24 protein-coding genes are annotated in these 24,568 nt (G+C 65.5%); 6 read left to right on the top strand and 18 right to left on the bottom strand.

All coding sequences use genetic code 11. The annotated features are described in order from the left end of the window. Positions 1–264: 264 nt before the first annotated feature. The 6 genes from Q0894_RS11695 to pcnB form a co-directional block, all read right to left on the bottom strand. Positions 265–1,440 (bottom strand): acetyl-CoA C-acetyltransferase, encoded by a 1,176-nt coding sequence (locus tag Q0894_RS11695; RefSeq protein WP_299235528.1) that lies wholly within the window; start codon positions 1,438–1,440, stop codon positions 265–267. 179 nt (positions 1,441–1,619) lie between these two features. Next, positions 1,620–2,000, bottom strand: coding sequence for an aspartate 1-decarboxylase (gene panD, locus Q0894_RS11690; protein ID WP_299235526.1), 381 nt, complete (start codon positions 1,998–2,000; stop codon positions 1,620–1,622). Between the two features lie 28 nt (positions 2,001–2,028). Continuing rightward, the gene (gene panC, locus Q0894_RS11685; protein ID WP_299235524.1) at positions 2,029–2,877 is read right to left on the bottom strand and encodes a pantoate--beta-alanine ligase; all 849 of its coding nucleotides are present in this window, start codon (positions 2,875–2,877) and stop codon (positions 2,029–2,031) included. A 92-nt stretch (positions 2,878–2,969) separates the two neighbouring features. Then, positions 2,970–3,761, bottom strand: coding sequence for a 3-methyl-2-oxobutanoate hydroxymethyltransferase (gene panB / locus Q0894_RS11680; RefSeq protein WP_195688496.1), 792 nt, complete (start codon positions 3,759–3,761; stop codon positions 2,970–2,972). Between the two features lie 112 nt (positions 3,762–3,873). Then, positions 3,874–4,374, bottom strand: coding sequence for a 2-amino-4-hydroxy-6-hydroxymethyldihydropteridine diphosphokinase (gene folK / locus Q0894_RS11675; RefSeq protein ID WP_299235521.1), 501 nt, complete (start codon positions 4,372–4,374; stop codon positions 3,874–3,876). Next, positions 4,371–5,777 (bottom strand): polynucleotide adenylyltransferase PcnB, encoded by a 1,407-nt coding sequence (pcnB, locus tag Q0894_RS11670; protein ID WP_299235518.1) that lies wholly within the window; start codon positions 5,775–5,777, stop codon positions 4,371–4,373. The genes folK and pcnB overlap by 4 nt, the downstream gene beginning before the upstream one ends. A 634-nt stretch (positions 5,778–6,411) precedes the next feature. Between pcnB and Q0894_RS11665 the strand changes: the two genes are divergently transcribed. After that, the gene (locus Q0894_RS11665) at positions 6,412–6,558 is read left to right on the top strand and encodes a hypothetical protein (protein WP_299235515.1); all 147 of its coding nucleotides are present in this window, start codon (positions 6,412–6,414) and stop codon (positions 6,556–6,558) included. Between the two features lie 145 nt (positions 6,559–6,703). Here Q0894_RS11665 and Q0894_RS11660 read toward each other — a convergent pair whose 3' ends face one another. The 5 genes from Q0894_RS11660 to dksA all read right to left on the bottom strand — a co-directional run bounded on the left by Q0894_RS11660 (position 6,704) and on the right by dksA (position 12,647). Continuing rightward, on the bottom strand, positions 6,704–8,107 hold the full coding sequence (locus tag Q0894_RS11660; protein WP_299235513.1) for a sigma-54 dependent transcriptional regulator: 1,404 nt from the start codon (positions 8,105–8,107) through the stop codon (positions 6,704–6,706). Continuing rightward, the gene (locus Q0894_RS11655; protein WP_299235511.1) at positions 8,104–11,040 is read right to left on the bottom strand and encodes an ATP-binding protein; all 2,937 of its coding nucleotides are present in this window, start codon (positions 11,038–11,040) and stop codon (positions 8,104–8,106) included. The genes Q0894_RS11660 and Q0894_RS11655 overlap by 4 nt, the downstream gene beginning before the upstream one ends. Beyond that, on the bottom strand, positions 11,030–11,206 hold the full coding sequence (locus Q0894_RS11650) for a hypothetical protein (RefSeq protein WP_195688491.1): 177 nt from the start codon (positions 11,204–11,206) through the stop codon (positions 11,030–11,032). Before Q0894_RS11650 ends, Q0894_RS11655 begins: the two co-directional genes overlap by 11 nt. Before the next feature lie 16 nt (positions 11,207–11,222). Continuing rightward, positions 11,223–12,125: a tRNA glutamyl-Q(34) synthetase GluQRS gene (gene gluQRS, locus Q0894_RS11645; RefSeq protein ID WP_299235505.1), complete on the bottom strand. Its 903-nt coding sequence runs from the start codon at positions 12,123–12,125 to the stop codon at positions 11,223–11,225. Positions 12,126–12,209: 84 nt separating this feature from the next. Beyond that, positions 12,210–12,647, bottom strand: coding sequence for an RNA polymerase-binding protein DksA (dksA, locus tag Q0894_RS11640; protein ID WP_132042104.1), 438 nt, complete (start codon positions 12,645–12,647; stop codon positions 12,210–12,212). Between the two features lie 254 nt (positions 12,648–12,901). On the opposite strand from dksA, the gene Q0894_RS11635 reads away from it, so the two are divergent. Both Q0894_RS11635 and sfsA read left to right on the top strand, forming a co-directional pair. After that, positions 12,902–14,062: a pyridoxal phosphate-dependent aminotransferase gene (locus Q0894_RS11635; RefSeq protein ID WP_299235502.1), complete on the top strand. Its 1,161-nt coding sequence runs from the start codon at positions 12,902–12,904 to the stop codon at positions 14,060–14,062. A 9-nt stretch (positions 14,063–14,071) separates the two neighbouring features. After that, the gene (gene sfsA / locus Q0894_RS11630; RefSeq protein ID WP_299235499.1) at positions 14,072–14,830 is read left to right on the top strand and encodes a DNA/RNA nuclease SfsA; all 759 of its coding nucleotides are present in this window, start codon (positions 14,072–14,074) and stop codon (positions 14,828–14,830) included. A gap of 42 nt (positions 14,831–14,872) precedes the next feature. Here the strand turns inward: sfsA and Q0894_RS11625 are convergent, their stop codons facing one another. From Q0894_RS11625 to Q0894_RS11600, 6 genes are all read right to left on the bottom strand, one after another. Next, a complete protein-coding gene (locus tag Q0894_RS11625) occupies positions 14,873–15,328 on the bottom strand; it encodes a DUF4426 domain-containing protein (protein ID WP_299235496.1) in 456 nt (151 codons plus the stop codon). Between the two features lie 41 nt (positions 15,329–15,369). Then, positions 15,370–15,966 (bottom strand): methionine biosynthesis protein MetW, encoded by a 597-nt coding sequence (gene metW / locus Q0894_RS11620; protein WP_299235493.1) that lies wholly within the window; start codon positions 15,964–15,966, stop codon positions 15,370–15,372. Continuing rightward, on the bottom strand, positions 15,963–17,120 hold the full coding sequence (locus Q0894_RS11615) for a homoserine O-acetyltransferase (RefSeq protein WP_299235488.1): 1,158 nt from the start codon (positions 17,118–17,120) through the stop codon (positions 15,963–15,965). Before Q0894_RS11615 ends, metW begins: the two co-directional genes overlap by 4 nt. A gap of 42 nt (positions 17,121–17,162) precedes the next feature. Then, positions 17,163–17,756: a YggT family protein gene (locus tag Q0894_RS11610; protein WP_299235485.1), complete on the bottom strand. Its 594-nt coding sequence runs from the start codon at positions 17,754–17,756 to the stop codon at positions 17,163–17,165. 55 nt (positions 17,757–17,811) lie between these two features. Further along, on the bottom strand, positions 17,812–18,636 hold the full coding sequence (gene proC / locus Q0894_RS11605; protein WP_299235482.1) for a pyrroline-5-carboxylate reductase: 825 nt from the start codon (positions 18,634–18,636) through the stop codon (positions 17,812–17,814). A gap of 74 nt (positions 18,637–18,710) precedes the next feature. After that, complete coding sequence (locus Q0894_RS11600; protein WP_299235479.1) at positions 18,711–19,418, bottom strand: YggS family pyridoxal phosphate-dependent enzyme; 708 nt, start codon at positions 19,416–19,418, stop codon at positions 18,711–18,713. Between the two features lie 80 nt (positions 19,419–19,498). On the opposite strand from Q0894_RS11600, the gene Q0894_RS11595 reads away from it, so the two are divergent. Further along, a complete protein-coding gene (locus tag Q0894_RS11595; protein ID WP_299235476.1) occupies positions 19,499–20,527 on the top strand; it encodes a type IV pilus twitching motility protein PilT in 1,029 nt (342 codons plus the stop codon). Positions 20,528–20,583: 56 nt separating this feature from the next. Continuing rightward, complete coding sequence (locus Q0894_RS11590) at positions 20,584–21,729, top strand: PilT/PilU family type 4a pilus ATPase (RefSeq protein ID WP_299235473.1); 1,146 nt, start codon at positions 20,584–20,586, stop codon at positions 21,727–21,729. A 22-nt stretch (positions 21,730–21,751) separates the two neighbouring features. Here the strand turns inward: Q0894_RS11590 and Q0894_RS11585 are convergent, their stop codons facing one another. Beyond that, positions 21,752–22,891, bottom strand: a complete 1,140-nt coding sequence (locus Q0894_RS11585; protein ID WP_299235470.1) for an anhydro-N-acetylmuramic acid kinase — start codon at positions 22,889–22,891, stop codon at positions 21,752–21,754. Between the two features lie 111 nt (positions 22,892–23,002). Between Q0894_RS11585 and tyrS the strand changes: the two genes are divergently transcribed. Continuing rightward, on the top strand, positions 23,003–24,202 hold the full coding sequence (gene tyrS, locus Q0894_RS11580) for a tyrosine--tRNA ligase (protein ID WP_299235468.1): 1,200 nt from the start codon (positions 23,003–23,005) through the stop codon (positions 24,200–24,202). Positions 24,203–24,568: the final 366 nt, after the last annotated feature.

The raw sequence follows: 24,568 nt of genomic DNA, 5'->3' as shown, positions 1-24,568 counted from the left end.
CCTGAGCCCCGTACAGTACAGGACTCAGGCCTTGGGCGCCGGCTGAACGAACCGTCCAACAATTGGGGGTCAGTTCAGGCTGCGGGGGCGGTTTCTTTAGAGGTATCGGCTATTCAGCAGTAGGAGGGATCGGTCCGCCGAATCGGCTCCGCATCGCGACCGGCGCCGTCAGGTGCCTGGTGGTGTCTCCCGGCTGTAGTTAACGCTGCCGGGAGGCCTGCGGCCTCCATTCGCCCGGGGGACCCGGCCTCCTACAACAGCGCGTTACCGTTCGATGGCCAGCGCCACGCCCTGTCCACCACCGATGCAGAGGGTGGCGAGGCCCTTCTTGGCGTCACGGGCGATCATCTCGTGGACCAGGGTCACCAGGATGCGGCAGCCGGAGGCGCCAATGGGATGACCGATGGCGATGGCACCACCATTGACGTTGATCTTGCTGGCATCCCAGCCTAGCTCCTTGTTGACGGAGAGGGCCTGGGCGGCGAAGGCCTCGTTGGCCTCGATCAGGTCGAGGTCGTCGATGCTCCAGCCGGCCTTCTCCAGGCAGCGGCGGGTCGCCGGAGCCGGGCCGATGCCCATGATGGAGGGCTCGACGCCGGCATTGCTGTAGGCCTTGATGCGCGCCAGCGGCTCCAGGCCCAAGGCCTTGGCCTTCTCGGCGGTGCACAGCATCACCACGGCCGCACCGTCGTTGATGGAGGAGGCGTTGCCGGCGGTAACGGTGCCATCCTTCTTGAAGGCCGGGCGCATGCCGGAAAGCTTCTCGGCGGTTACATCACGCGGGCCCTCATCGGTGTCGAAGACTACCGGATCACCCTTGCGCTGGGGAATCTCCACCGGGACGATCTGCCCCTTGAACTTGCCCTCGCGGATGGCCGCGGCGGCCTTCTGCTGGGAGTCGGCGGCGAATGCATCCATCTCCTCGCGAGTGATGCCGTACTTTTCGGCCAGGTTCTCGGCGGTAATGCCCATATGGTAGTTGTTGAAGGCGTCCCACAGGCCGTCGTGCACCATGCTGTCCACGGCCTTCCAGTCGCCCATGCGCTGGCCGTTGCGCGAGTTGGGCAGTACATGGGGCGAGGCGGACATGTTCTCCTGGCCGCCGGCGATGATCAGTTCGGCATCGCCGCAGCGGATCGCCTGGGTGGCCAGGTGCAGTGCCTTGAGGCCGGAGCCGCATACCTTGTTGATGGTCATGGCCGGCACGGTCTCGGGCAGTCCAGCCTTGATGGAGGCCTGGCGCGCCGGGTTCTGGCCGACGCCGGCGGTCAGCACCTGGCCAAGCAGTACCTCGTCCACCTGATCGCCGGCGACGCCGGTAGTCGCCAGGATATCCTTGATCACCTGGGCGCCGAGGTCGCTGGCTGGGATGCCGGCCAGGGAGCCGCCAAATGCGCCGACAGCGGTGCGGCGGGCGGCAACGATAACCACTTCTTGCATGGGAGCACTCTCCTTGCTGGAAAGACGAGCTTACGGCCCTGTCACAATTGCCGGACACGACCGGGGTCTTCAGCATAGGGGAGTCTTGTGCGGTGCCGCAATGTTTGCGTGCCGCTCTTTGGTGGTAAACGTTCGAGAGGGGGCAACCCGGCGTCGAGGCCGGGGATGCCGTTTGCTGCTCAGGCCATCTGAACGGGAATGGCGTGGCTGGTGTGGCTGACCCGGTTGCCTTCCTGGAGGTAGACCAGGGCGGGTTGGTGAGCGTCCAGCTCGCTGTCGCTGTAGTGGGCGTAGGCGCAGATGATCACGCGGTCGCCTTCACCGGCGAGATGGGCGGCGGCACCATTTACCGAGATCACTCGGGAGCCCTCTTCGGCGCGAATCGCGTAGGTGGTAAAACGCTGACCGTTCGCGACATTGTAGATCTGGATCTGCTCGTTTTCGCGGATGCCGGACATGTCGAGCAGCTCACCGTCGATGGCACAGGAGCCCTCGTAGTCGAGCACGGCGTGGGTGACGCGGGCCATATGCAGCTTGGCCTTCAGCATGACGGTATACATCGAGACGGCATCCTCCGGTTGGGCCGCATCATTGCGGCAGGTTCAGGACGAGATTGTCGATCAGCCGGGTAGGGCCGAGACGGGCGGCGGCCAGCAGTACCGCTTCACGGGTCGAGGCGGTCACGGGGCTGAGGTCGGCGGCGCGCAGCTCCAGGTAGTCCGGGTCGAAGCCGGCCTCCCTCAGCTCTGCCCATCCGTGCTCCAGGCCGACGGATGCCTCCCCTCCGGACTCCAGCGTATCGCGCAGCTTGCAGAGGGTGGCGTAGAGGTGCGGGGCGATGCGGCGCTGCTCGGCACTCAGGTAGCCGTTGCGCGAGGAGAGCGCCAGGCCGTCCTCGGCACGCACGATGGGCACGCCGAGAATCTCGATGGGAAGGTGCAGGTCGGCGACCAGGCGTCGGATCACCGCCAGTTGCTGGTAGTCCTTCTCGCCGAAGCAGGCGAGGTCGGGTTGCACCAGGTTGAAGAGCATGCCGACTACCGTGGAGACACCATCGAAGTGCCCAGGACGCGAGGCCCCACACAATCCCTCGGTCACTTCGGGCACCACGATGCGGGTCTGGGCTTCCAGGCCTCGTGGATAGAGGGTGTCGGTGTCCGGGGTGAAGAGCAGGTCACAACCGGCCCCCTCGAGCCGCGCCTGATCCTCCGCGAGGGTGCGCGGATAGGCGTCGAGGTCTTCGCCGGGACCGAACTGCAATGGGTTGACGAAGATGGTGGCGACCACCACCTCGGCCCGCTGGCGGGCGGCAGCGACCAGGGCCAGGTGGCCTTCGTGCAGATTGCCCATGGTGGGCACCAGGGCGACGCGGTCGCCGCGCCGACGGGCATCGCCCAGCGTTTCGCGCAGGGCGGGAATGTCTCTCAGGGTACGCATGACAAGGTTCCGGCTAGAAGCGGTAGTAAACAACGTTTCTTGAAAACTGAGGCTGAGAAACCGAAGTTAAAAATTAAAGTTCACAACCAAAGTCAAAAACAGTGCTCCTCGGCGGGGAATCGCCTTGCCTTGACGTCCTCGTGGTAGCGACGAAAGGCGCCATGGATGTCTTCGGCCTCGGCCATGAAGTTCTTGACGAAGCGTGGCTTGCGGCCCGGGGTGACGTTCAGCAGGTCGTGCATGACCAGAATCTGGCCATCGGTGTCGGGGCCGGCGCCGATGCCGATCACCGGGACGTCGAGGGCCTCGGTGATGGTGCGGCCCAGATCGGCCGGCACGCACTCCAGCAGGATGACAGAGGCGCCGGCCTCTACCAGGGTGCGGGCGTCCTCGAGGATCTGGCTGGCTCGGTCGGCATCGCGGCCTTGCACCTTGTAGCCACCCAGCTGATAGACGGTCTGTGGTGTCAGTCCCAGGTGGGCACATACCGGCACGCCCCGGCGGGTCAGCTCACGGATGCCGTCGGCCATCCATGCCTCGCCCTCCACCTTGACCAGCTCGGCCCCGGCGCGCATCAGTTCGCCGGCGTTTTCCAGCAGCCGCTCCTGGCTGGCATTGCCCATGAAGGGCAGGTCGACCATTAGCAGGCTGGCGCCCTTGCCACGAGCCACGCAGCGAGTGTGATAGCAGATCTCCTCCAGCGTAACCGGCAGGGTGCTGGTATGGCCCTGCAGGACCATGCCCAGGGAGTCGCCCACCAGCAGTACGTCGATGCCGGCATCGCTGGCGGCCCTGGCGAAGGAGGCGTCGTAGGCGGTCAGGCAGCTGAAGGTGTCACCGGCGCGCTTGTAGGCCTGCAGCGTGCTCAGGGTGATGGGTTTCATGGCGTGCTCTCTCGGTTATGACGTCGGGTCGCGGCGTGGAGTGCCGCCCCGTGTAACCCACGATTGTTACCCGAATGGGCATGCTGTGTCGATGGGTAACACTTTCTGACGGTCACCCCTCCTCGAGCGGTAACACTTCACTCGAGAGGTTGTCGGCCTGCATGGCATCCAGGTCAGCCAGCCGTCGCCCGTCGGGGAGGCGCAGTCGCGCATCAACGGCCAGCAGTGGCACCAGCACGAAGGCGCGCCGAGTCATCTCCGGGTGTGGCACCGTAAGACGAGGCAGGCACAGGGTGCTGTCCCCGAACAGTAGCAGATCCAGGTCGAGGGTGCGGGGACCCCAGCGGCGAGCCCGTACGCGGCGGTGGCGCTGTTCCAGGGCCTGCAGCTGGTCGAGCAGTGCGAGTGGCGAGAGGCGTGTTTCCAGGCAGGCTACGGCATTGATGAAGTCGGGCTGGTCCTGGGGGCCGACGGGACGGCTGGCATACAGGGGCGAGGTGGCCACGCGGTGGGTCAGCGGCAGCCGATCGAGCGCCTCGATGGCCGACTCGATCTGTCGGCGGGGGCTCTCGAGATTGCTGCCCAGACCGACCCAGGCGCGCTGCAGGCTCATGTCTCCGAGCCACCGCCGTTGTTGTCGCGAGGCTTGCGACGGCGGCGACGCCGCTTGCGGCCGGGCTTGCCACTGCCGGCGGGGTTGGCGCCGACCCGGTCGAGCAGGCGAGCCTGTTCGTGTTCATCGGCATTCTGGAAGTCGGTCCACCAGTCGCCGAGGCCGGGGGTCAGCTCACCGGCGGCTTCGCGTAGCAGCAGCATGTCGTAGGCGGCGCGGAAGCGCGGATGCTCTCGAGTCTGGAACACTCGGCGGCCGCGTCGCAGGGGCAGGCGCTGCTGGAGGTCCCAGATATCGCGCATGGGCATGCTGAAGCGCTTAGGAATCGACACATGCTGGAGCTGGCGCGAGATCACCTGTTGGGCAGCAGCCTGCAGGGCGGGGATCGGCGGCAGCCCATTGGCCTCCTGTTCGGCCTGGCGAAGCACCACCGGTGGCCAGAGCATGGCGGCGAACAGGAAGGCCGGCGTCACCGGGCGCTCCTCATGGATGCGGCGATCCGTGCTGGCCAGGGCCTCCTCGACCAGTCGCCCGGCCCAGGGTCGCTCGTCCATGGCCTCGGCGGCCTCGGGCAGCAGCATCTCGAACAGGCCGTAGTGGCGCAGCAGACGGAAGGTCTCGACGCCGTACCCGGCCATGAACAGCTTGAGTACCTCGTCGAACAGGCGTGCCGGCGGGATCTGCAGCAGCAGGGGGGCAAGCTCGTGGATCGGCGCCTCGGTGGCCGGAGCCAGCTGGAAGTCGAGCTTGGCGGCAAAGCGTACGGCCCGCAGCATGCGCACCGGGTCCTCACGATAACGGGTTGCCGGGTCGCCGATCAGGCGCAGGGTACGTGCCTGGATATCGTGAACACCATCGGCGAAGTCGTGGATAGAGAAGTCGGCGATGCTGTAATAGAGGGCGTTGATGGTGAAGTCGCGGCGCAGGGCATCTTCCTGAACATCGCCCCAGACGTTGTCGCGCAGCAGCAGGCCGTCGTCGGACTGCTGGGCAATATGGTCGGCGTGGTCGTCACCGGGCTTGCCACGGAAAGTGGTGACTTCGATGACTTCGCGGCCGAAGCGCACATGGACGATCCGGAAGCGGCGGCCAATGATCCGTGAGTTGCGGAACAGTCCCTTGACCTCTTCCGGTGTGGCATCGGTAGCCACATCGAAGTCCTTCGGCATGCGCCCCAGCAGGGAGTCACGGATACAGCCACCGACGAGATAGGCCTCGAAGCCGGCGTTGTGCAACCGATAGAGAACCTTGAGGGCCGCATCGCTGAGATGCTGACGCGATACCGGGTGCTCCTCGCGTGGAATGACGCGAACCTCGGGTACGCCGGCGGCGGCCCCGGTACCGAACAGTGACTTCAGGCTCTCGCCGGGACTCTGCAGAAAACGGGTAAATCCTTTGAACATGCGGCGATATCGACTCGCAGGGCGGAGAAAGCTCGTGGTAAACGTGCAAAGGCATTGAGTGTAGCGGACCCCCAGGAGCTTGCATAGCATCGGGGCTTCTCCGTCTCACTCGCACTTCCGATACCCGAACACGTATTTTCGATACCCGAACGTAGAAGGGGGAGGCCAATGGCCTCCCCCTCAAGCAGCGTTGCAGCGTCCATGCGGCTGTTTCTTCTTCGTGATGGCACATCGCCTTGAATACGCACCACAGTCACCAAGGAGTTCAGGCAAGCAGTGTTGTTATCCTTGTTGGCGCTCCCGGTGGAGACCGCCTCGTATTCAAAACAATAATCCAACCACGACGGCAGTGAGTCTGCCTTCCCCCGGCGTATTGGTGTTGTTTCCGGGGGTGCGCCTCGCGGGCCCGTTGTTCTTGTTGTGGGCGGGGCTGGCGCGTCGCGTCCTGATTTTTCCGGTGCCTCGTATTTTGCTGTTGTTGTTGGGCTCGAGGTGCCGGGCACGTCACTGTGTTGTTCTTGTTGATGTCGTGCCTGTAGCGGCACTGGCCCACGCCTCTTGGCATTGTTGTGGTGGGCCTGTGTCATCCGGGCTGCGCTGTTGTTGTTGTGGCCGTTGTTGTGGCGGGCAGCGAATGACGCCGGAACTTGTTTTTCTTGCTATGTATGTTGCAGATGGCATGCCATTATCTTTTTATCTTCATAAAATCAATATGTTGCATGGTGGTTATCAAATGGGAGCTTTTGCTGAGGGGCTGAGTGTTACCCCGATGGTGCAGTAATCGGGCATGTTCTGTGTGGGACGGTAACAAATGGTGCGTGGGGAGGGCGGACGCGTGGCTCGGTGTGCCAATCTCGGGCCGCAAGCCGGTCTTGCACCTTGGTCGAAGAGGACTTGGGGTCAGGGTCGACTGGCCCTGGCTAGAGTCAGTCGGTCTTGCGGCGGGAGCTCTTCTTGCGCGGGATGCCGAGGCGTTGTCGGCGCTCCCATAGCGACTTGCGGCTGATGCCGAGCTTGTGGGCCAGCTCGGTCTCGCTCATATGGTCCTGGTTCTCGAGCACGAAGTGCTGAAAATAGTCCTCCAGGGAGAGGTCATCCACAGGGGCGCTAGCGACGCTATCCGCCTTTTCGGGGGCGGGGGCTTGCTGAGTGGGGGCGGCGCGGCGCGACAGCGGGGGGGCACCGGAGGCCGCGGTGAGGCCCAGGTCGTCGGGGTGAATCAGATGGCCTTCGGCCAGGATCACGCCACGTTCCAGGGCATTCTCCAGCTCGCGAACGTTGCCGGGCCAGGGGTAGTGACGGATCTCGTCGCGGGCGGCGCGGGAGAGACGCAGCCCCCCGCGCTCATGGCGCCGACAGGCCTTTTCCAGCAGGGCGTCGGCGATCAGCAGCACATCGTCCTCCCGCTCGCGGAGGGGCGGCAGATCGATCTGCATGACATTGAGGCGGTAGTAGAGGTCGAGGCGGAATTCACCGGTCTTCGACAGGGCCTGGAGGTCGCGGTGTGTGGCGGCGATCAGGCGCACATCGACGTGACGAGTCTCCACCGAGCCGATCTTGCGGATTTCACCCTCCTGAAGCACTCGCAGCAGCCGGGCCTGGGCATCCAGAGGCAGCTCCCCGATCTCGTCGAGGAACAGGGTGCCACCGTCGGCGGCCTCCACCAGGCCGGTGCGTGCCGCACTGGCGCCGGTGAAGGCTCCCTTCTCGTGGCCGAACAGCTCCGACTCGATCAGCGGCTCGGGAATCGCCGCGCAGTTGACACAGATCAGCGGTGCCTGGGCTCGCTTGCTCTGCTGGTGCAGGGCGCGGGCCACCAGCTCCTTGCCGGTGCCGGACTCGCCCTGGACCAGCACGGTGACATCGGCCGGAGCGGTCTTGCTGATCCGTGCGTAGACCCGTTGCATCGCCTCGCAGTTGCCGATCATCGGCCGTGCCTGGCCGCCTGGATCGGCGATATCGGGGGGAGTGGCTTGCAGGCTGCCCTGCTGGTGCAGCACACGGGCCACGGTCTCGAGCAGTTCATCGTGGTCGAAGGGCTTGGCCACATAGTCCACGGCACCCAGCTTGAGGGCGTCCACGGCGGAGCGCATGCTGGCGTAGCTGGTCATGATCAGCACCGCTACCGGAGCGGCGCGGGTGATCAGTTCGGTGCCGGGCTCGCCAGGCAGGCGCAGGTCGCTGATCACCAGGTCGAAGCGTTGCGGATCCAGGGCCATGGCCTCGGCGACCGAGCCGGCCTCCTCAACTCGGTAGTCGTGGCGTTCGAGCAGGCGGCGCAGCGCACTGCGGATGATGGCTTCGTCTTCTACGATCAGGATCCGGCTCATCGGGGTCTCTCACCCTCCTTCTGGTGACGTGGCAGCCACAGGCTGATGCGAGTGCCGCCCTCGCTTTCCGGCAGCGGTGACTCGACGTCCAGGGTGCCGTGATGTTCGGCAACGATGCTGTAGACCAGCGGCAGGCCGAGACCGGTGCCTTCGCCGGGGGGCTTGGTGGTCGTGAAGGGCTCGAAGAGGTGGTCGCGGACGCTGGGGTCGATGCCGGCGCCCTCGTCGGTGACACTGACCCTCACCCCTGATCCTTCCGGGACGGTCTCGATGGTCACACTGTCTCCCGGGCCGCTGGCATCGCGAGCGTTGCCCAGCAGGTTGACCATCACCTGCAGCAGACGCTGGGCGTCGCCCTCCACGCACGCCTCCCGAGAACAGCGATTGTCGAAGCGCACATCCTCCCTCGAGCGGGCCAGGTGGATCAAGTGAATGGCTTCGTCGACCACCTCGGCAATGGACACCGCGACGAGCTCACGGCCGGCGAGGTGGCGACCACCATGGGCGAAGCCCACCAGAGAGGAGACGATGCGCGAGACGCGATCGGTGAGCTGCTGGATCTGCTCGGTGGTCTCCACCACCTCGGGATCATCGGCCTCGTAGCGCAGGTTCTGCGCCAACGACGAGATACCGGTGATGGGGTTGCCGATCTCGTGAGCCACGCCGGCGGCCAGCTGTCCGATGGAAGCCAGCCGGGCGGCGTGGACCAGCTCATCCTCCAGCCATTTCATCTCGCTGTGATCCTCGATCAGGATCACCATGCCGCCGGGCTCGCTGTGGCTGCCCTCCAGGGCGGCCTTGTGCAGGCTGAGATAGCGGGTGGTGCCGTCGAGAGTGACGGGGTGCTTGTAGAGCTGGCTTTCGGGCTCGGCGATGATGCGCCCCAGCAACTCGTTCCAGGGAGCTGGCAGACTCTCACGCCTGGCGCCCACGACACCGCTGCCCTCGATGCCCGAGAGGCGGGCCAGCGCATCGTTCCACATCAGCAGCTCGCCATCCTCGCCGAAGGCGCATAGCCCCACGGGGAGTCGCGTGAGAGTGCGTCGATGGTAGCGGCGCAGGCCGTCGAGTTCCCGTGCCAGGCCGGTAAGCCGCGAGCGGTAGGCCTCCAGGCGACTCTCCACGAAGTGGATATCTTCGGTGGCCCCGGGGCCTCCCTGGCGGTAGGGCAGATAGCGGTCGACGATGTCCTGGGCCACCGAGGGGCCCATCAGTCCGGAGAGGTTGGCCTGCAGGCGGTCGCGGAGCCGGCGCAACGCGTAGGGGCGGCCGTCCAGCGGTGAGAGGCCGAGGTCATCCAGGGCGCGGTCGACCTCGCGTCTCGCCACCGACTCACCCAGCGCGCGGGCCAGGTGCGGCTTGAACTCTTCGCCGCTGGCGACCTCCAGCGGCAGGCGCTTGGGGCGGATCACCGCATCCACCGAGCAGGCCTCGGCGGCGGCACGCTCCCCTTCGGATGTCGGGGTGGCCAGAGAGACCACGATAAGGACCATGGCGTTGCTTGCCAGGGAGACCAGGGTCACCGTGTACCAGGCCGGCTCGCCACTCAGCGCCTCGAGCCCGGGAGGAATGATGGCCAGGGCGGGGAGCCCGGTCAGCAGGGGCACCCATAGCCCCGAGAGCCATACACCCACCCCGACGACCAGCCCCGCCACCATGCCGCGCCGGTTGGCGCCCGGCCAGTAGAGCAGGGCCAGAAGGCCGGGGAGACACTGCGCCATGCCCACGAAGGCCGCCAGCCCGAGGCTGGTCAGGTCGTGGTGCACGCCGACGATGCGATAGAACAGCCAGCCGCCGAGCACCACCGCGGCAACCAGGCCGCGGCGCAGCCAACGTAGCCAGCGGTAGAGGTCATGGTGGGCCTCGGGGGGGTGTGCCACCAGAAAGACATGGTTGGTCAGCATGCCCGACAGCGCCAGGGCGATCAGCAGGGTAGTGGCGCTGGTGGCGGCCAGCCCGGCGAGGAAGGCCAGGGCCTTCAGGGGCAGGGACTCGGAGAGGCCGAACGCCAGGTAGCCGGTGTCGAAGATGGCATCGACCCCCAGGCGCTGGCCGGCCCACAGGATCAGCGGTACCGGTAGCGCCATCAACAGCAGGAACAGCGGCAGCGCCCAGCTGGCCTGCAGCAGGGTGTGGCGGGAGCGGGTCTCGGTAAAGACCAGATGGAAGATATGCGGCATCAGCAGACCGGCGAAGAACAGCAGCAGCAGTGAACGCCAGTGTGCCGGGTCGGTCTGGACCACACTGGATTGGAAGGCCTGGCCCGGGCCCTCCAGCCATGCCTGAACATCGGCGGGCCCATCGAAGATTGCGAACAGCGCGAAGCCACCGAGGCCCAGCATGGCAAGCAGCTTGATCAGCGAGGAGAGCGCCATCACGGCCAGCAGGCTGTCGTGTTGTCCGTCGATACGCTGGCGTCGCCCCACGAAGGTCATGTCGAACACCGCCAGCAGTACACAGAAGGCCAGCGCCAGCGTGGCCGGAGAAGCGGCGCCGGTCATCAGATAGATGGCGTTGCCCATGGTCTGCACCTGCAGGGCCAGCAGGGGTAGCACCGCCAGCAGGCTGACCAGGGTGATCAGGGTGCCGACCCAGCGCGAGCGATAGCGAAAGGCGAAGAGGTCGGCCAGCGAGGCCAGCTGATGGGTGCGTACCATGCGCTGGATCGGCACCAGCAGTACCGGGGCCAGTAGGAAGGCGCCGGCCATGCCCAGGTAGTAGGTCAGATAGCCGTAACCGGAGGTGGCGGCCAGCTCCAGGCTGCCATAGATCGCCCAGGCACTGGCATAGACTCCCAGCGCCAGAACGTAGACGAGCGGGTGGCGGGTGATATGCGTGGAAATCCAGCCCCGCTCCACGGCCAGTGCGCAGAGCCAGAGCAGCATCAGGAAGCCGGCACCCACGCCGAGCATGCCGATCAGGCTAGCGTTCATCGAGCTTCCTCTTCTGCTCCAGCCACAGGGTCAGGGCGATCAGCACGCCCCAGATGATGAAGGGTCGGTACCAGGCCACGTCGGGAGTGGCCCAACCGCTCATCATCAGCGGCGAGAGCAGATAGCCGATGAATACCAGGAACAGCATCAGTCGATAGACGTACATGGCACCTCCTTCTCCATCACGACGCCGTGACCCGATTGTCGGCGAGGGGCCGTTCGGCCCGGGGCTGAATGCGCCCCACCGACCAGGCCTCCACGGCCCAGGCGAGCTGCTCGGTCACGGGGGCGGTGGCAAGCGTCTCCGGCGGCGCCTGGTCGAGCGCCTTCAGGGCGGCATGCAGCAGCGGGCGTACCGCGGCGTCCCGGGTGGGCAGCGCAGGGGCGAGGTTCTGCTTGGAAAGCTTCTGGCCACCTTCACCGATGATTAGCGGCAGATGCAGGTAGCCGGGCGTGGCGGCACCCAGGGCGTGCTGCAGCTGGCGCTGCCAGGGGGTGTTGTCGAGCAGGTCGAAACCGCGTACGACGTTATTGATGCCCTGGTCGGCATCATCCACCACCACGGCGAGCTGGTAGGCCCACAGGCCATCCTTGCGCTTGAGTACCACGTCGCCGAGTCGGGCCGGGTCGAAGCGCTGTTCGCCAAACAGCCGGTCCTGCCATACCACCGGGCGCAGCCCCCGGTCGCTGCGTAGTCGCCAGGCCAACGGCTTGCCGGGGTCACGGACACCGTGGCGGCACCAGCCGGGGTAGATGGGGTGGTCACGCCACTGCTTGCGTGAGCAGCTGCAGGGATAGGCGAGACCCTGATCGGTCAAGCGTTCGAGGGCGGCCTGATAGGCGTCATCGCGGGCATGCTGCCAGAGTACGGGACCGTCCCACTGCAGTCCAAAGGCCTCCAGCTGGCGCTGGATCTCGTCGGCGGCACCGGCCGGGCAGCGTGGCGGGTCGATATCCTCGATGCGCAACAGCCACTCGCCACCGGCCTGCCGGGCATCCAGAAAGCTGGCCAGGGCCGCAATCAGCGAGCCGAAGTGCAGTGGTCCTGAAGGGGTGGGGGCGAAGCGTCCGCGGTAGAGGCTCATGCAGGTTTCCAGGCGTCAGATGCGCAGACGGGCACCCTGGGGTGCCCGTCATGAAGGATCAGCCACAGCACCGGCATAGCCGGATCAGCCGCCCAGCTGCTTTTCCTTGAGCTCGGCCAGCGTCTTGCAGTCCACGCACAGGGTGGCCGTGGGACGGGCTTCCAGCCGGCGAATGCCGATCTCGACGCCGCAGGCCTCGCAGAAGCCGTAGTCGTCCTCGTCGATCATGTCGAGCGTCTCGTTGATCTTCTTGAGCAGCTTGCGCTCGCGGTCCCGGGTGCGTAGCTCAAGACTGAAGCCCTCCTCCTGGGTGGCGCGATCGGCCGGATCGGCGTAGTTGTTCGCCTCCTCCTGCAGATGGCGCACGGTGCGGTCCACCTCTTCCATGAGATCCTGTTTCCAGCCCAGCAGGATCTGTCGGAAATGCTCCAGCTGCTTCTCGTTCATGTACTCCTCACCCGCCGCCGGTTCGTAGGGGGTGAACTTCTCGGGAGCTTCCGTTTTCTTGTCGGCTACTGGCATGGTGCTGCCTCCTGGCATGGTGCTGCCTCGTTACTGGTGTGACTGCTGATCGATACTCGCCACCTGGCAAGATATCTCACGCCAAAGGCATGCTTGTTTAGCCGATAAACCCTATCTTTGCAAGCTCGGCTGGGCATATGACTGCGATCTTGCCACCAAAGTCGCTACACTAGGCCCTCAGTGACACCACTCTTTGACCGTGCCGTGGGAGGATTGACTCCCTGGCATGGTGGCCCAACGACAGGAGTCTTGCCATGGCCTGGAGCCCCCGAATCGATCAGGTCGCCCCCTTTCGGGTGATGAGCCTGCTGGAAACTGCCCAGGCCCGTGAGGCGGCCGGCCATGATGTGATCCATCTGGAGGTTGGCGAGCCGGACTTCCCGACCCCCGAGCCGGTGGTCGCCGCTGGCCGGGCCGCCCTGGCGGCGGGCCACACCCGCTACACGCCGGCGGCTGGGATACCAGCCCTGCGCGAGGCGATCGCAGGCCACTACGCGGACCACTTCGATGCCGAGGTGGACCCGCGACGCATCCTGGTCACACCCGGCGCTTCCGGCGCGCTGCTGCTGGCCAGCCAGCTGCTGGCCGGGCCCGGTGACCGGGTGCTGATGGCCGATCCCAACTATCCCTGCAACCGCCACTTCATGGCCCTGGCCGGGGCCGAGGTGGATGTCGTGCCGGTCGGGCCGGAGAGTGGCTGGCAGCTGGATGCCGGTCTGGTCGAGTCCCACTGGCAGGAGACAACGCGGTTGGCGATGCTGGCGACGCCCTCCAACCCTACCGGTCATATGCTGGATGCCGGCCAACTGGCAGCGGTGGCCGAGACCGTGGCCGGTCGCGGCGGTCATCTGCTGGTGGACGAGATCTACCAGGGCCTCTGCTTTGACCTCGAACCCCTCTCGGTGGCCTCGGTCACTCCCGATGCCTTCGTGGTCAACAGCTTCTCCAAGTACTTCGGCATGACCGGCTGGCGCCTGGGGTGGCTGCTGGCGCCCGAGGAGGCGGTCGAGCCGCTGACGCGGCTGGCCCAGAACGTCTTCCTGGCCGCCCCTACTCCGGCCCAGCATGCTGCCCTGGCCGCTTTCGCGCCCGACTGTCGCGCCATTCTCGAGGAGCGCCGAGTCGAGCTGGGACACCGCCGGGATGCGTTGCTGGCCGGACTTTCGCGGCTCGACCTCACTCCCTCGCTGCCGCCCCAGGGGGCCTTCTACCTGTGGCTGGATATTTCCCGCTATAGCCACGATAGCCAGGCCTTCTGCCAGCGCCTGCTGGAGGAGGAGAATGTCGCCATCACGCCGGGAGTAGACTTCGCCGTGCAGGGCGGCGAGCGGCATGTGCGTATTGCCTTCACAACCGGCGTCGAGCGGCTGGAGGAGGCGGTGAGCCGACTCGAACGCTTCCTGGCGCGCCAGTAGATGGTGGACATGGCGTATCCCGAGTTGGTGCCAGGCGTACTGTTGCGCCGCTACAAGCGCTTCCTGGCCGATGTGCTTCTCGACGATGGCCGCGAAGTGGTGGCTCACTGCCCCAATACCGGCTCCATGCGAGCGGTGAACATTCCGGGTTGCCGGGTCTGGCTATCGCCCAGCGACAACCCGAAACGCAAGCTGGCCTGGACCTGGGAGCTGATCGAGCTGCCTCAGCCCGATGGCAGCCTGGCGATGGCCTCGGTGCAGACCGGGCGGGCCAACCGCATCGTCGAGGGGGCGCTGCGTGCCGGGCGGGTCCCGGCGCTCGCCGGGTATGCCGAACTGCGGCGTGAGGTTGCGGTTGCCACTCAGGGAGAGAAGGCTTCGAGGATCGACTTCCGGCTCGACGATCCCGAGCGTGGCACGGCCTTCGTGGAGGTCAAGCAGGTGACGCTCAGGGAGCCCGATGGGCACGGCTATTTTCCGGATGCGGTGAGCGAGCGGGGCAAAAAGCACCTGGAGGCACTGATGGCCCTGACGCAGGCGGGGCAGCGTGCGGTGCTGCTGTTCTGCGTGGCCCACGAGGGGATCCCCGACGTGGCTCCCGCCGAGCACCTTGATCCCGCCTATGCGGCTACCCTGCGCGAGGCAGCGGCAAACGGCGTTGAGGTGCTGGCGCAGCGCTGCCGGGTGCAGCGACGTGACGGAAGGCCTGTCGATATCCATCTGGATGTCGAATTGCCGGTGGCACTCGAGCGCCGCTTCAGTGGCTGAGGAAGCGTCGAGCGTGCGGCGGCCGACGCCGCATCTCGGCCGCTAACGGTCGATATAGAAGCGCTGGATAAACTGCACCTGGGCCGGTTCGGCGTTGCGGTCGTGGAACACCTCCAGGTCGAAGCGCATCGGCGCCCCGTCGTCGATACGAAACACCGCCACCTGGGAGGGGGTGTCGCCGATGCGCAGGGTGCGGAAGCTCAGCGGCCGGCCGTCGTCATTCTCGCCGATGCCGCCGACCCGACCATCGACCCTGGCGGGCACGTTGCGGGTGGTGCCGTCCTCACGCTCCTCAAGCACGCTGACGTTGAGCAGCGCCAGCGCCGGGCTGCGCTGGATCTGGTGTTCACGCGCCACCGCCTCGGGCAGGAAGCTGGTGCTCACCGCGCTGTAGTGAATCTGGACGTCGCCTATCTGCTCGAACTGCTGGGCGGCGGCGGTGCCGGCCAGCAGTGCCAGAGTGCCCGCGAGCAGGGCGGACAGGATGCCTCGCGTCATGCGCTTACCCCTCTTGCCGTCATTCACTGGACCCTTCCTGGTCAGCCGCGGGCGACCCGGAAGATGGCGATCTCGCCGAACAGGTTGGGCCACAGCCGCGAGGTCCAGTGGCCCTCGTGGTCGCCGATGCCCACTGCTCGGTCGACGATGATCAGACCCTTGTCGCGGCAGAGTTGTTCAAAGTCGTTGAAGGTCGAGAGGTGAATGTTGGGCGTGTCGTACCAGGCGTGAGGCAGTGACTTGGAGACCGGCATGTAGCCACGGATGCCCAGATGGACACGGTGGCGCCAGTAGGCGAAATTGGGGAAGGTGATGATCGCCTCGCCGGCCACCCGCAGCATCTCGTCGAGGGCAAGGTCGGGACGGCGCAGGGCCTGCAGGGCCTGGGTCATTACCACCAGGTCACAGGCACCATCATCGAAGTTGGCCAGCCCGTCGTCGAGGTTCTGTTCTATGACATTGACTCCCTTGGCGATACAGGCGGTGATGCCTTCGGGGTCGATCTCCAGGCCGTAGCCGGTCACCCCCTTGCTGCGGGCCAGGGTCGCCAGCAGGGTGCCATCTCCGCAGGCCAGGTCGAGGATATGGGCGCCGGCCGGCACCCACTCATGGATCAGCTTGAGGTCCGGGCGATTCATGGGCGTTCCTCCAGCCCCAGGTCCCGAGCCACCCGCGACATGAAGGCAGCAAACACCGCCTGGTAGCGGGGCTCGGGCATCAGAAAGGCGTCGTGGCCGTGACTCGATTCGATGTTGGCGTAGCTGACTGGCTTGCCGGCGCGGATCAGGGCATCGACCAGCTCCCTGGAGCGCGAGGGCGGAAAGCGCCAGTCGGTGGTGAAGCTGGCTACCAGGAAGGGGCAGCGGGCCGGGGCGAGGGCGCGGGCCAGGTCACCGCCATGTGCCGCTGCCGGGTCGAAGTAGTCCAGCGCCTTGGTCATCAGCAGGTAGGTGTTGGCGTCGAAGGAGGTTGAGAAGGTGTCGCCCTGGTAGCGCAGGTAGGACTCGACCTGGAACTCGACGTCGTAGCCGAAGTTGAAGTCATGGCTACGCAGGTCGCGGCCGAACTTGTGGCCCATGGCATCTTCCGAGAGGTAGGTGATATGCCCCACCATGCGTGCCAGCTTGAGCCCGCGTCGGGGTATCGCCGAATGCTCGGCGTACCAGCCGTCGTGGAACTCGGGGTCGGAGCGGATGGCCTGGCGCGCCACCTCGTTGAAGGCGATGTTCTGGGCTGACAGCTTGGGTGTGGCGGCGATGACCGCGGCGCTGCCGACGCGTTCGGGGTAGCTCAGGGTCCACTGCAGTGCCTGCATCCCGCCCAGGCTACCGCCGATGACCGCGGCGAAGCGCGTGATCCCCAGGCGGTCGGCCAGGCGGGCCTGGCTGTGGACCCAGTCGCTCACAGTCACCATGGGGAACTCCGGTCCCCACAGGCGACCCGTCGCCGGATTGATGCTGTTGGGGCCGGTGCTGCCGTGGCAGCCGCCCAGGTTGTTGAGCGAGACCACGAAGAAACGCTCGGTGTCGATGGACTTGCCGGGACCGATATGCGCATCCCACCAGCCCGGCTTGCGCTCCTCGACGTCGTGGTAACCGGCGGCGTGGTGATGGCCGGAGAGCGCATGACAGATCAGCACGGCGTTGGAGCGCTCGGCGTTGAGGGTGCCGTAGGTCTCGTAGACGAGGTCGTAGGCCGGCAGTGTCATGCCGCAGGCCAGGTCCAGGGGGTCGTCGAAGTGCGCCGTCTGAGGCGTCACCAGGCCGACCGAGTCGCGTGCGATCTCGGGCATTGGTCCTTCCATGTCCAGTCGTTGCAGGGTTCGCCGCTGTCGTCAGAGGCCTACCAGGGCCCCGGCGATCCCGGCGGCTCGGGTTAGCGAGGCCACCACGATACCATCGATCAGGCTGATGGCGATGAAGACGAAGATCGGTGACAGGTCGATCATGCCCAGCGGCGGTATCACCTTGCGCACCGGTGCCATGATCGGCTCGAGCAGCTGCATTACCAGCAGGGCTCCTGGGTGGCTGGCGTTGGGCGCAACCCAGCTGAGGATGATCATCACGATCAGGGCGAAAAAGTAGATCTTGAGAATGGCGTTGGCCAGCGCCGCCACGGCGCCGATGGCCACCCCGGTGATGGATGGCAGGCCGAACCCGGCGATCTGCAGGATAAGCACGATGCCGACCGCCTTGATCACCAGACCGCAGGCCAGGGTGGCCAGGTCGAAGCGGCCCATCACCGGCCCCAGGAAGCTCTGGAAGGGGCGCACCGCCGGTTGGGTGACCTTGACCACCGACTGGCTGATGGGGTTGAAGTAGTCGGCCCGAGATGCCTGCAGCAGAAAGCGCAGCATCAACAAGAAGATGTAGATATTGATCAGGGTGTTGACCAGCATCAGGCCGGCGTTGCCCAGTTGGCTGCCCATATGGGCTCTCCTCAGAATTGGCTTGAAGTTGGGTGGCGTGTCGACACGCCGCCGCTCAGTTCTTGTCGAGTTCGTCGGCCATCTCGCGGGCGCGAGCCGAACAGGCGTCCATGGCCTCGGCCAGGGTGGTGCGCAGGCCGGCCTGCTCCAGGTGCTCGATGGCACGCTCGGTGGTGCCACCGGGTGACATCACGTTGCGCTTGAGCTCGGCCGGCGTCTTGTCGCTGGCCATGGCCATCTTCGCCGCACCAAAGGCGGTCTGCATCGCCAGTCGGCGAGCGGTCTCGGCGGGAAGCCCCTGGTGGATGCCGGCCTCTTCCATGGCCTCGAACATCAGGAAGAAGTAGGCGGGCGCGCTGCCGGATACGGCGGTGACGGCGTCCAGCAGTGCCTCATCGTCTACCCACTCCACCAGCCCCACGGCCTCCATCAGCTCGCTGGCCTGTTGCCGTTGCGTCTCGTCGACCCTGGCATTGGCGTAGAGCCCGGCGGCACCGGCGCCGACCAGCGAGGGGGTGTTGGGCATGCAGCGTACCAGCGGCAGGTCACCGCCCAGCCAGCGCTCGAGGGTCGCGGCGGGCAGGCCGGCGGCGACCGAGACGATCAGCGGCCGACGCGCCTGGATGGCCTCGCGCAGCCCCTCGCAAACCTGATGCATGATCTGTGGCTTGACCGCCAGCACCACCACGTCGGCATCGCTCACCGCCGCGGCGTTGTCGGTGGCGGTATTGATGCCGAGACGCTCACGCAGAGGAGCCAGCATGGTGTCATCGGGAGAGGTGGCGGTGATATCGCCGGCGCTGTAGCCGCTGTCGATCATGCCGCCGATGATGGCGCCGGCCATGTTGCCGGCGCCGATAAAGGTGACTCGATTTGCCATGGGGAGGTCCTGTGCTATTCGGGATGGTGTGCTATTCGGGATGGGTGGCCGCCACCGGCGACCGCGGCATTGGGTCACTCATGTCGTTGTCTTGCTCCGAAGATGGCGGTGCCCAGGCGTACCAGTGTGGCGCCCTCCATCACGGCGGCCTCCAGGTCGTCGCTCATGCCCATGGAGAGGGTATCCAGCGGCGCCTCGGGGAAGCGCTCACGGAGCTCTTCAAGGGCCTCGCGTAGCCGGGCCAGGGGGGCACGCTGGGCCTCCAGTCCCTTGGCCGGAGCGGGGATCGCCATCACTCCGCGCAGGCGGAGTCGCGGCAGGTTCAGCACCGCCTCGGCCAGCGCGGGCAACTCGGCGAGACTCACTCCCGACTTGGAGGGTTCGGCGCTGATATTGACCTGCAGGCAGATGTTCAGCGGGTCGAGTGACGCGGGGCGCTGATCGTTCAGGCGCCGGGCAACCTTCTCGCGGTCTACGCTATGGACCCAGGAAAAGCGCTCGGCTACCTCTCGACTCTTGTTGGATTGCAGTGGGCCAATGAAATGCCACACGATACCCTCGAGTTCGGCTAGCTCGTCCTGTTTGCTCAGCGCCTCCTGGACGTAGTTCTCGCCGAAGTCGCGCTGGCCCAGGTGCCATGCCTCACGAATCATCGCGGCGGGCTTGGTCTTGCTCACCGCCAGCAGGCGGGCATCGGCGACCGGGCGGCCGGCCGCCTTCAGGGCATCGGCCAGGCGTTGCCGGGCAGCGGCAAGGGATTCGGAGACTGCGGGCTCGGTCATGTCTCAAGCTCTGTCATACTGGACCTCACGCATATTGGACCCCACAACAAGACGCACCATATCGGGAGCAGGGAAAACGCATGGATATTACCGAACTGCTGGCGTTCTCGGCAAAGCAGAACGCCTCGGACCTCCACCTGTCGGCCGGGTTGCCGCCGATGATTCGTGTGGATGGCGATATCCGCCGGCTCAATGTGCCGGCCATGGAGGACCGTGAAGTCCGCAAGTTGATCTACGACATCATGGCGGATCGTCAGCGCCGCGACTACGAGGAGTACTTCGAGACCGACTTCTCCTTCGAGGTGCCGGGTATCTCGCGCTTCCGTGTCAACGCCTTCAACCAGGCCCGTGGCGCGGGAGCGGTGTTCCGCACCATCCCCACCGAGGTGTTGACCCTCGAAGATCTGGGGATGGGCCAGACATTCCGCCAGCTCTCCATGCTGCCACGCGGCCTGGTGCTGGTCACTGGCCCCACCGGCTCGGGCAAGAGCACTACCCTGGCGGCGATGATCGACTACATCAACGACCATCGCTACGAGCATATCCTCACCATCGAGGATCCGGTGGAATTCGTCCACCGCAGCAAGCGCTGCCTGGTCAACCAGCGTGAGGTACACCGCGATACTCTCGGCTTTGCCCCGGCGCTGCGCAGCGCCCTGCGCGAGGATCCGGACATCATCCTGGTCGGCGAGCTGCGTGACCTGGAGACCATTCGCCTTGCGCTGACCGCGGCCGAGACCGGTCACCTGGTGTTCGGCACCCTGCATACCACCTCCGCGGCCAAGACCATCGACCGGATCATCGATGTCTTTCCCGGTGACGAGAAGTCCATGGTGCGCTCGATGCTCTCGGAGTCGCTGCAGGCGGTGGTCTCCCAGGCGTTGCTCAAGCGCATGGGCGGTGGTCGGGTGGCGGCCCATGAGATCCTGATTGCCACCTCGGCGGTGCGCAACCTGATTCGCGAGGACAAGGTGGCGCAGATCTATTCGGCCATCCAGACCGGTGGCAACCTGGGCATGCAGACCCTCGATGCCTCCATGGCCAAGCTGGTGGCGGACAACGTGGTGGCACGTGACGAGGCCCAGGCCAAGGCCAAGGGCATCATCTGAACAGACAGTTGCGCAGAGCATATGAGAATAACGATACAGGGAGAGGGAGTAGGGATATGACGGCTCAAGAGTGGCTCAACCAGCTGCTGGGTATCATGGTGCACAAGGATGCCTCGGATCTGCTGATCTCGGTGGGGGCGCCCCCTAACCTCAAGATGGCAGGACGGCTCACGCCCCTGGGCGAGCAGGAGTTGAGCATTCAACAGGTCAACGAGCTGGTCAGTGTCACCATTCCGGAGTCGATGCAGGCCCGTTTCGCGGCCGAGCGCGAGGCCAACTTCGCCATCAGCTTCGAGGGCAAGGGGCGCTTTCGAGTCAGCGCCTTTCAACAGCGCAACCAGAAGGCGATGGTGATCCGCCGCATCGGCTTCGACATTCCTCATCTGGAGGAGCTGTCGCTGCCCACCACCCTTGGTGATCTGGTCAACAACAAGCGGGGCCTGGTGTTCGTGGTGGGGGGGACCGGCACCGGAAAGTCGACCACCCTGGCGTCGATGATTCAGCAGCGCAACGAAACGCTGGGCGGTCATATCATCAGTGTCGAAGATCCCATCGAGTATGTGCACCCGCACAAGAAGGCGATCATCAACCAGCGCGAGGTGGGTATCGACACCGAGTCCTTTGAGGTGGCATTGAAGAACACCCTGCGCCAGGCGCCGGATGTGATCCTGATCGGCGAGGTGCGTAGCCGCGAGACGATGGAGCATGCCCTGACCTTTGCCGAGACGGGTCACCTCTGCCTGGCCACCCTGCACGCCAACAACGCCAACCAGGCACTCGATCGCATCATCAACTTCTTTCCCATCGAGCGCCATGCCCAGATATGGCTCGATCTGTCGCTCAACCTGCGTGCCATCGTCGCTCAGCAGCTGATGCCCACGCAGGATGGCGGGCGCTGCCCGGCCATCGAGATCATGCTCAACTCGCCCTTGATCGGTGACCTGGTGCGCAAGGGGGAGGTCTCCGAGATCAAGAACGTCATGGCCCGCTCGCGGGATCTGGGCATGCAGACCTTCGATCAGGCGCTCTATGACCTTCACTCGGCGGGCAGGATTTCCGAGGAAGTGGCCATGGTGCATGCCGACTCGCCCAATGACCTGCGCATGATGATCAAGTTTGGCGGTGGTGCGGGCAGCAAGGGAGTCGATCAGGCCAAGGAGGCTGCCGGGTCACTTTCGCTGCGCAGCGAGGACGACTTCTGAGGCGCCTCCGCGTGGGATGCTCCTAGGGGGCAAAGACACCGCCCAGTACGCGAGGGCCTGCGGCACCGGTAACGCTGGGCAGGTTGCCGGGCAAGCCCGCCAGGCGTCGCCAGGCCAGCCAGGCGAAGGCGCCGGCTTCCAGCCAGTCGGCGGGCCAACCCCACTCGGCGCTATCGCCCAGGGGCGTGTCGGGGAGGCGACGTGCCAGCCGACTCAGCAAGTCACGATTATGGGCGCCGCCGCCGCAGGGGATCAGCAACGCCGGCGGCGGGGCGTCAAGGCGCTCCCGGGCCATCTCCACGGCCAGGGCGACGCTCGTTGCCGTCAGCTCGGCCAACGTTGCCTGCACATCCTCGGGACGCTCCCTGCCATGCAGATGTTCTGACAGCCAGTCGAGATGGAACAGTTCTCGGCCGGTGCTGCGTGGCGGGGGCAGGTGAAAGAAGGGCTCTTCCAGCAGGGCTGCCAGCAGTGTCTCGTCGACTCGGCCGGAACCTGCCCAGGCGCCATCGGGGTCGAAGGCGCCGCCGCGATGGCGCGCATGCCAGGCGTCCAGCAGTGCATTGGCAGGCCCCGAGTCGAACCCCAGAGGTGCATGGGGGGCCGTTCCGGGTGGCAGCAGCGTCAGATTGGCGAAGCCCCCCAGGTTAAGCACCAGTCGCCACTCGTCAGGGGCCTGGAACAGTGCCTGGTGAAAGGCTGGCGCGAGGGGGGCGGCCTGGCCGCCGGCCGCCAGGTCGCGGCGACGGAAGTCGGCCACCACCGCGATGCCGGTAAGCTCGGCCAGCCGGCTGGGGTTGTCGAGTTGCAGGGTATAGGCGGGGCCGCCGGCATGGCCATGCGGCGCATGCTCGATGGTCTGGCCATGGCTGCCGATGGCTTCCACTCTCTCACTCGACACATGGCTGGTGTCCAGCAGTGCGGCCACGGCCTCTGCCTGAAGCTTGCAGAAGGCTTCCTCCGCCGCCGCAAGCTCGGCGAAGCCTACATGGTCGGCATGACAGAGCTGCCATAACCGCGCACGCAGTCGAGCCGGCATCGGTTCGGCGTGGCAGGCCAGCAGCCTGGGCTGGCCGCATGTCGGCTCGTCGTCGATTTCCACCAGGGCGGCATCTATACCATCCAGACTGGTGCCGGACATCAGGCCGATATAAAGAGTCATGGCGGTCCCTCGGGCAATATGGTGTCAGCGCGACGCATCGACACATGCTACCATTCTGCCCCATTCGATGGCCCCAGAGGCCGAGCAACCTGATACGTGGAGTGGGAGACGATGAGCGATGTGGCGAGCGCACTGGCGCTGCTGAAACGGGGTACCCAGGAGATCCTGCTGGAAGAGGAGCTGGTCAAGAAGCTGGAGTCCGGGCGCAAGCTGCGCATCAAGGCGGGCTTCGATCCCACGGCGCCCGATCTGCACCTGGGCCACAGCGTGCTGTTGACCAAGATGCGCCAGTTCCAGGATCTCGGCCATGAAGTCGTGTTCCTGATCGGTGACTTTACCGGCCGTATCGGCGACCCCTCCGGCAAGAATGTCACTCGCAAGCCTCTCACCGAGGAGGAGGTCAAGGCCAACGCCCAGACCTACAAGGAGCAGGTGTTCAAGATCCTCGACCCCGATAAGACCGAGGTGCGCTTCAATTCCGAGTGGTTCACCGCCATGAGTGCCGCCGACATGATCGAGCTTGCCGGGCAGAGCACAGTGGCCCGCATGCTCGAACGCGATGATTTCGAGAAGCGCTACAAGAACGGCCAGTCGATCTCCATCCATGAGTTCCTCTATCCGCTGGTCCAGGGCTACGACTCCGTGGCCCTGAAGGCGGATATCGAGCTGGGCGGTACCGACCAGAAGTTCAACCTGCTGATGGGGCGCGAGATCCAGAAGCACTTCGATATGCAGCCGCAGGTGGTGATTACCATGCCGCTGCTCGAAGGGCTCGACGGCGTGCAGAAGATGTCGAAGTCGCTGGGCAACTACGTCGGGGTCGACGAGACGCCGGGGTCGATGTTCAACAAGCTGGTCTCCATGCCTGACAGCCTTATGTGGCGATACTTCGAGCTGCTCTCTCTGAAGCCCAACGAGGAGATCGAGGCGCTCAAGCGAGATGTGGAGGCCGGTGCCAACCCGCGTGATATCAAGATGGAGCTGGCGCGGGAACTGATCGGCCGCTACCACGGTGACGAAGCCGCCGCCAACGCCCACCGTTCCGCGGGGAACCAGCTCGCCGACGGAGAGCTTCCCGAGGACCTTCCCGAGGTCGAGGTGGACTTCGAGGGTAGCGTCCAGGCCCCGATCGCCACCGTGCTCAATCGCTCCGGACTGACCAAGAATAGTGCCCAGGCCAAGGACATGCTCGGTAATGGACGCGTCAAGGTCGATGGCGAGGTCGTCGAGCGTGATCATATGCTGGATGCCGGGAAGAGCTATGTGATCCAGGCGGGCAAGAAGCGCTATGCCCGCGTGACGCTCAAGTAACGAAGGAGGGCCAGGTCGGCCACGGTCTACATGGACGTTGCGCCCGCCGAGTGCGGGCGCCGCTGTTTCTGGCGGTTATCCCTCGCTTTTATCTCTTTGCTTCTTTCGGCCCTCTTTTTTCAGCCCTCTTTCAGGCGAAGACGATAACCGAAGGCTTCGCTCAGCCAGGATATCCACAAGGCGGCTCGGTGAGGGTTGTGGATAGACGGGTGCGTGTCGAGGCGCCGCCTTCGACCATTTATCAGGTCCCTGAAACTTTTTTACAGGAAGGGCTTGCGGACCCGCCGGGAAAGCCGTAAAGTACGCATCCGCTGCCGGCGACGGGCAAACGTTGCAGGCGGTGGATGTGGCAGAAGTGGCTGTTCT

It is taken from the genome of uncultured Halomonas sp. (assembly GCF_947501415.1).
Lineage (GTDB): Bacteria > Pseudomonadota > Gammaproteobacteria > Pseudomonadales > Halomonadaceae > Halomonas.
The sequence above is the reverse complement of the archived record's forward strand: the minus strand, read 5'-3'. Positions and strand labels throughout refer to the sequence as shown.

Bases quoted from the DNA above. Each gene is read 5' to 3' on its own strand.
- Q0894_RS11600 (WP_299235479.1), bottom strand. From the start codon at position 19,418: ATGACCGAGCCCGCAGTCTCCGAATCCCTTGCCGCTGCCCGGCAACGC.
- Q0894_RS11610 (WP_299235485.1), bottom strand. From the start codon at position 17,756: ATGGGCAGCCAACTGGGCAACGCCGGCCTGATGCTGGTCAACACCCTG.
- Q0894_RS11635 (WP_299235502.1), top strand. From the start codon at position 12,902: ATGGCCTGGAGCCCCCGAATCGATCAGGTCGCCCCCTTTCGGGTGATG.
- metW (WP_299235493.1), bottom strand. From the start codon at position 15,966: ATGAATCGCCCGGACCTCAAGCTGATCCATGAGTGGGTGCCGGCCGGC.
- sfsA (WP_299235499.1), top strand. From the start codon at position 14,072: ATGGCGTATCCCGAGTTGGTGCCAGGCGTACTGTTGCGCCGCTACAAG.
- tyrS (WP_299235468.1), top strand. From the start codon at position 23,003: ATGAGCGATGTGGCGAGCGCACTGGCGCTGCTGAAACGGGGTACCCAG.
- pcnB (WP_299235518.1), bottom strand. From the start codon at position 5,777: ATGTTCAAAGGATTTACCCGTTTTCTGCAGAGTCCCGGCGAGAGCCTG.
- proC (WP_299235482.1), bottom strand. From the start codon at position 18,636: ATGGCAAATCGAGTCACCTTTATCGGCGCCGGCAACATGGCCGGCGCC.
- Q0894_RS11615 (WP_299235488.1), bottom strand. From the start codon at position 17,120: ATGCCCGAGATCGCACGCGACTCGGTCGGCCTGGTGACGCCTCAGACG.
- panB (WP_195688496.1), bottom strand. From the start codon at position 3,761: ATGAAACCCATCACCCTGAGCACGCTGCAGGCCTACAAGCGCGCCGGT.
- panD (WP_299235526.1), bottom strand. From the start codon at position 2,000: ATGTATACCGTCATGCTGAAGGCCAAGCTGCATATGGCCCGCGTCACC.
- Q0894_RS11585 (WP_299235470.1), bottom strand. From the start codon at position 22,891: ATGACTCTTTATATCGGCCTGATGTCCGGCACCAGTCTGGATGGTATA.
- Q0894_RS11655 (WP_299235511.1), bottom strand. From the start codon at position 11,040: ATGAACGCTAGCCTGATCGGCATGCTCGGCGTGGGTGCCGGCTTCCTG.
- folK (WP_299235521.1), bottom strand. From the start codon at position 4,374: ATGAGCCTGCAGCGCGCCTGGGTCGGTCTGGGCAGCAATCTCGAGAGC.
- Q0894_RS11595 (WP_299235476.1), top strand. From the start codon at position 19,499: ATGGATATTACCGAACTGCTGGCGTTCTCGGCAAAGCAGAACGCCTCG.
- Q0894_RS11695 (WP_299235528.1), bottom strand. From the start codon at position 1,440: ATGCAAGAAGTGGTTATCGTTGCCGCCCGCCGCACCGCTGTCGGCGCA.
- Q0894_RS11665 (WP_299235515.1), top strand. From the start codon at position 6,412: ATGACGCCGGAACTTGTTTTTCTTGCTATGTATGTTGCAGATGGCATG.
- Q0894_RS11590 (WP_299235473.1), top strand. From the start codon at position 20,584: ATGACGGCTCAAGAGTGGCTCAACCAGCTGCTGGGTATCATGGTGCAC.
- dksA (WP_132042104.1), bottom strand. From the start codon at position 12,647: ATGCCAGTAGCCGACAAGAAAACGGAAGCTCCCGAGAAGTTCACCCCC.
- Q0894_RS11625 (WP_299235496.1), bottom strand. From the start codon at position 15,328: ATGACGCGAGGCATCCTGTCCGCCCTGCTCGCGGGCACTCTGGCACTG.
- Q0894_RS11650 (WP_195688491.1), bottom strand. From the start codon at position 11,206: ATGTACGTCTATCGACTGATGCTGTTCCTGGTATTCATCGGCTATCTG.
- gluQRS (WP_299235505.1), bottom strand. From the start codon at position 12,125: ATGAGCCTCTACCGCGGACGCTTCGCCCCCACCCCTTCAGGACCACTG.
- panC (WP_299235524.1), bottom strand. From the start codon at position 2,877: ATGCGTACCCTGAGAGACATTCCCGCCCTGCGCGAAACGCTGGGCGAT.
- Q0894_RS11660 (WP_299235513.1), bottom strand. From the start codon at position 8,107: ATGAGCCGGATCCTGATCGTAGAAGACGAAGCCATCATCCGCAGTGCG.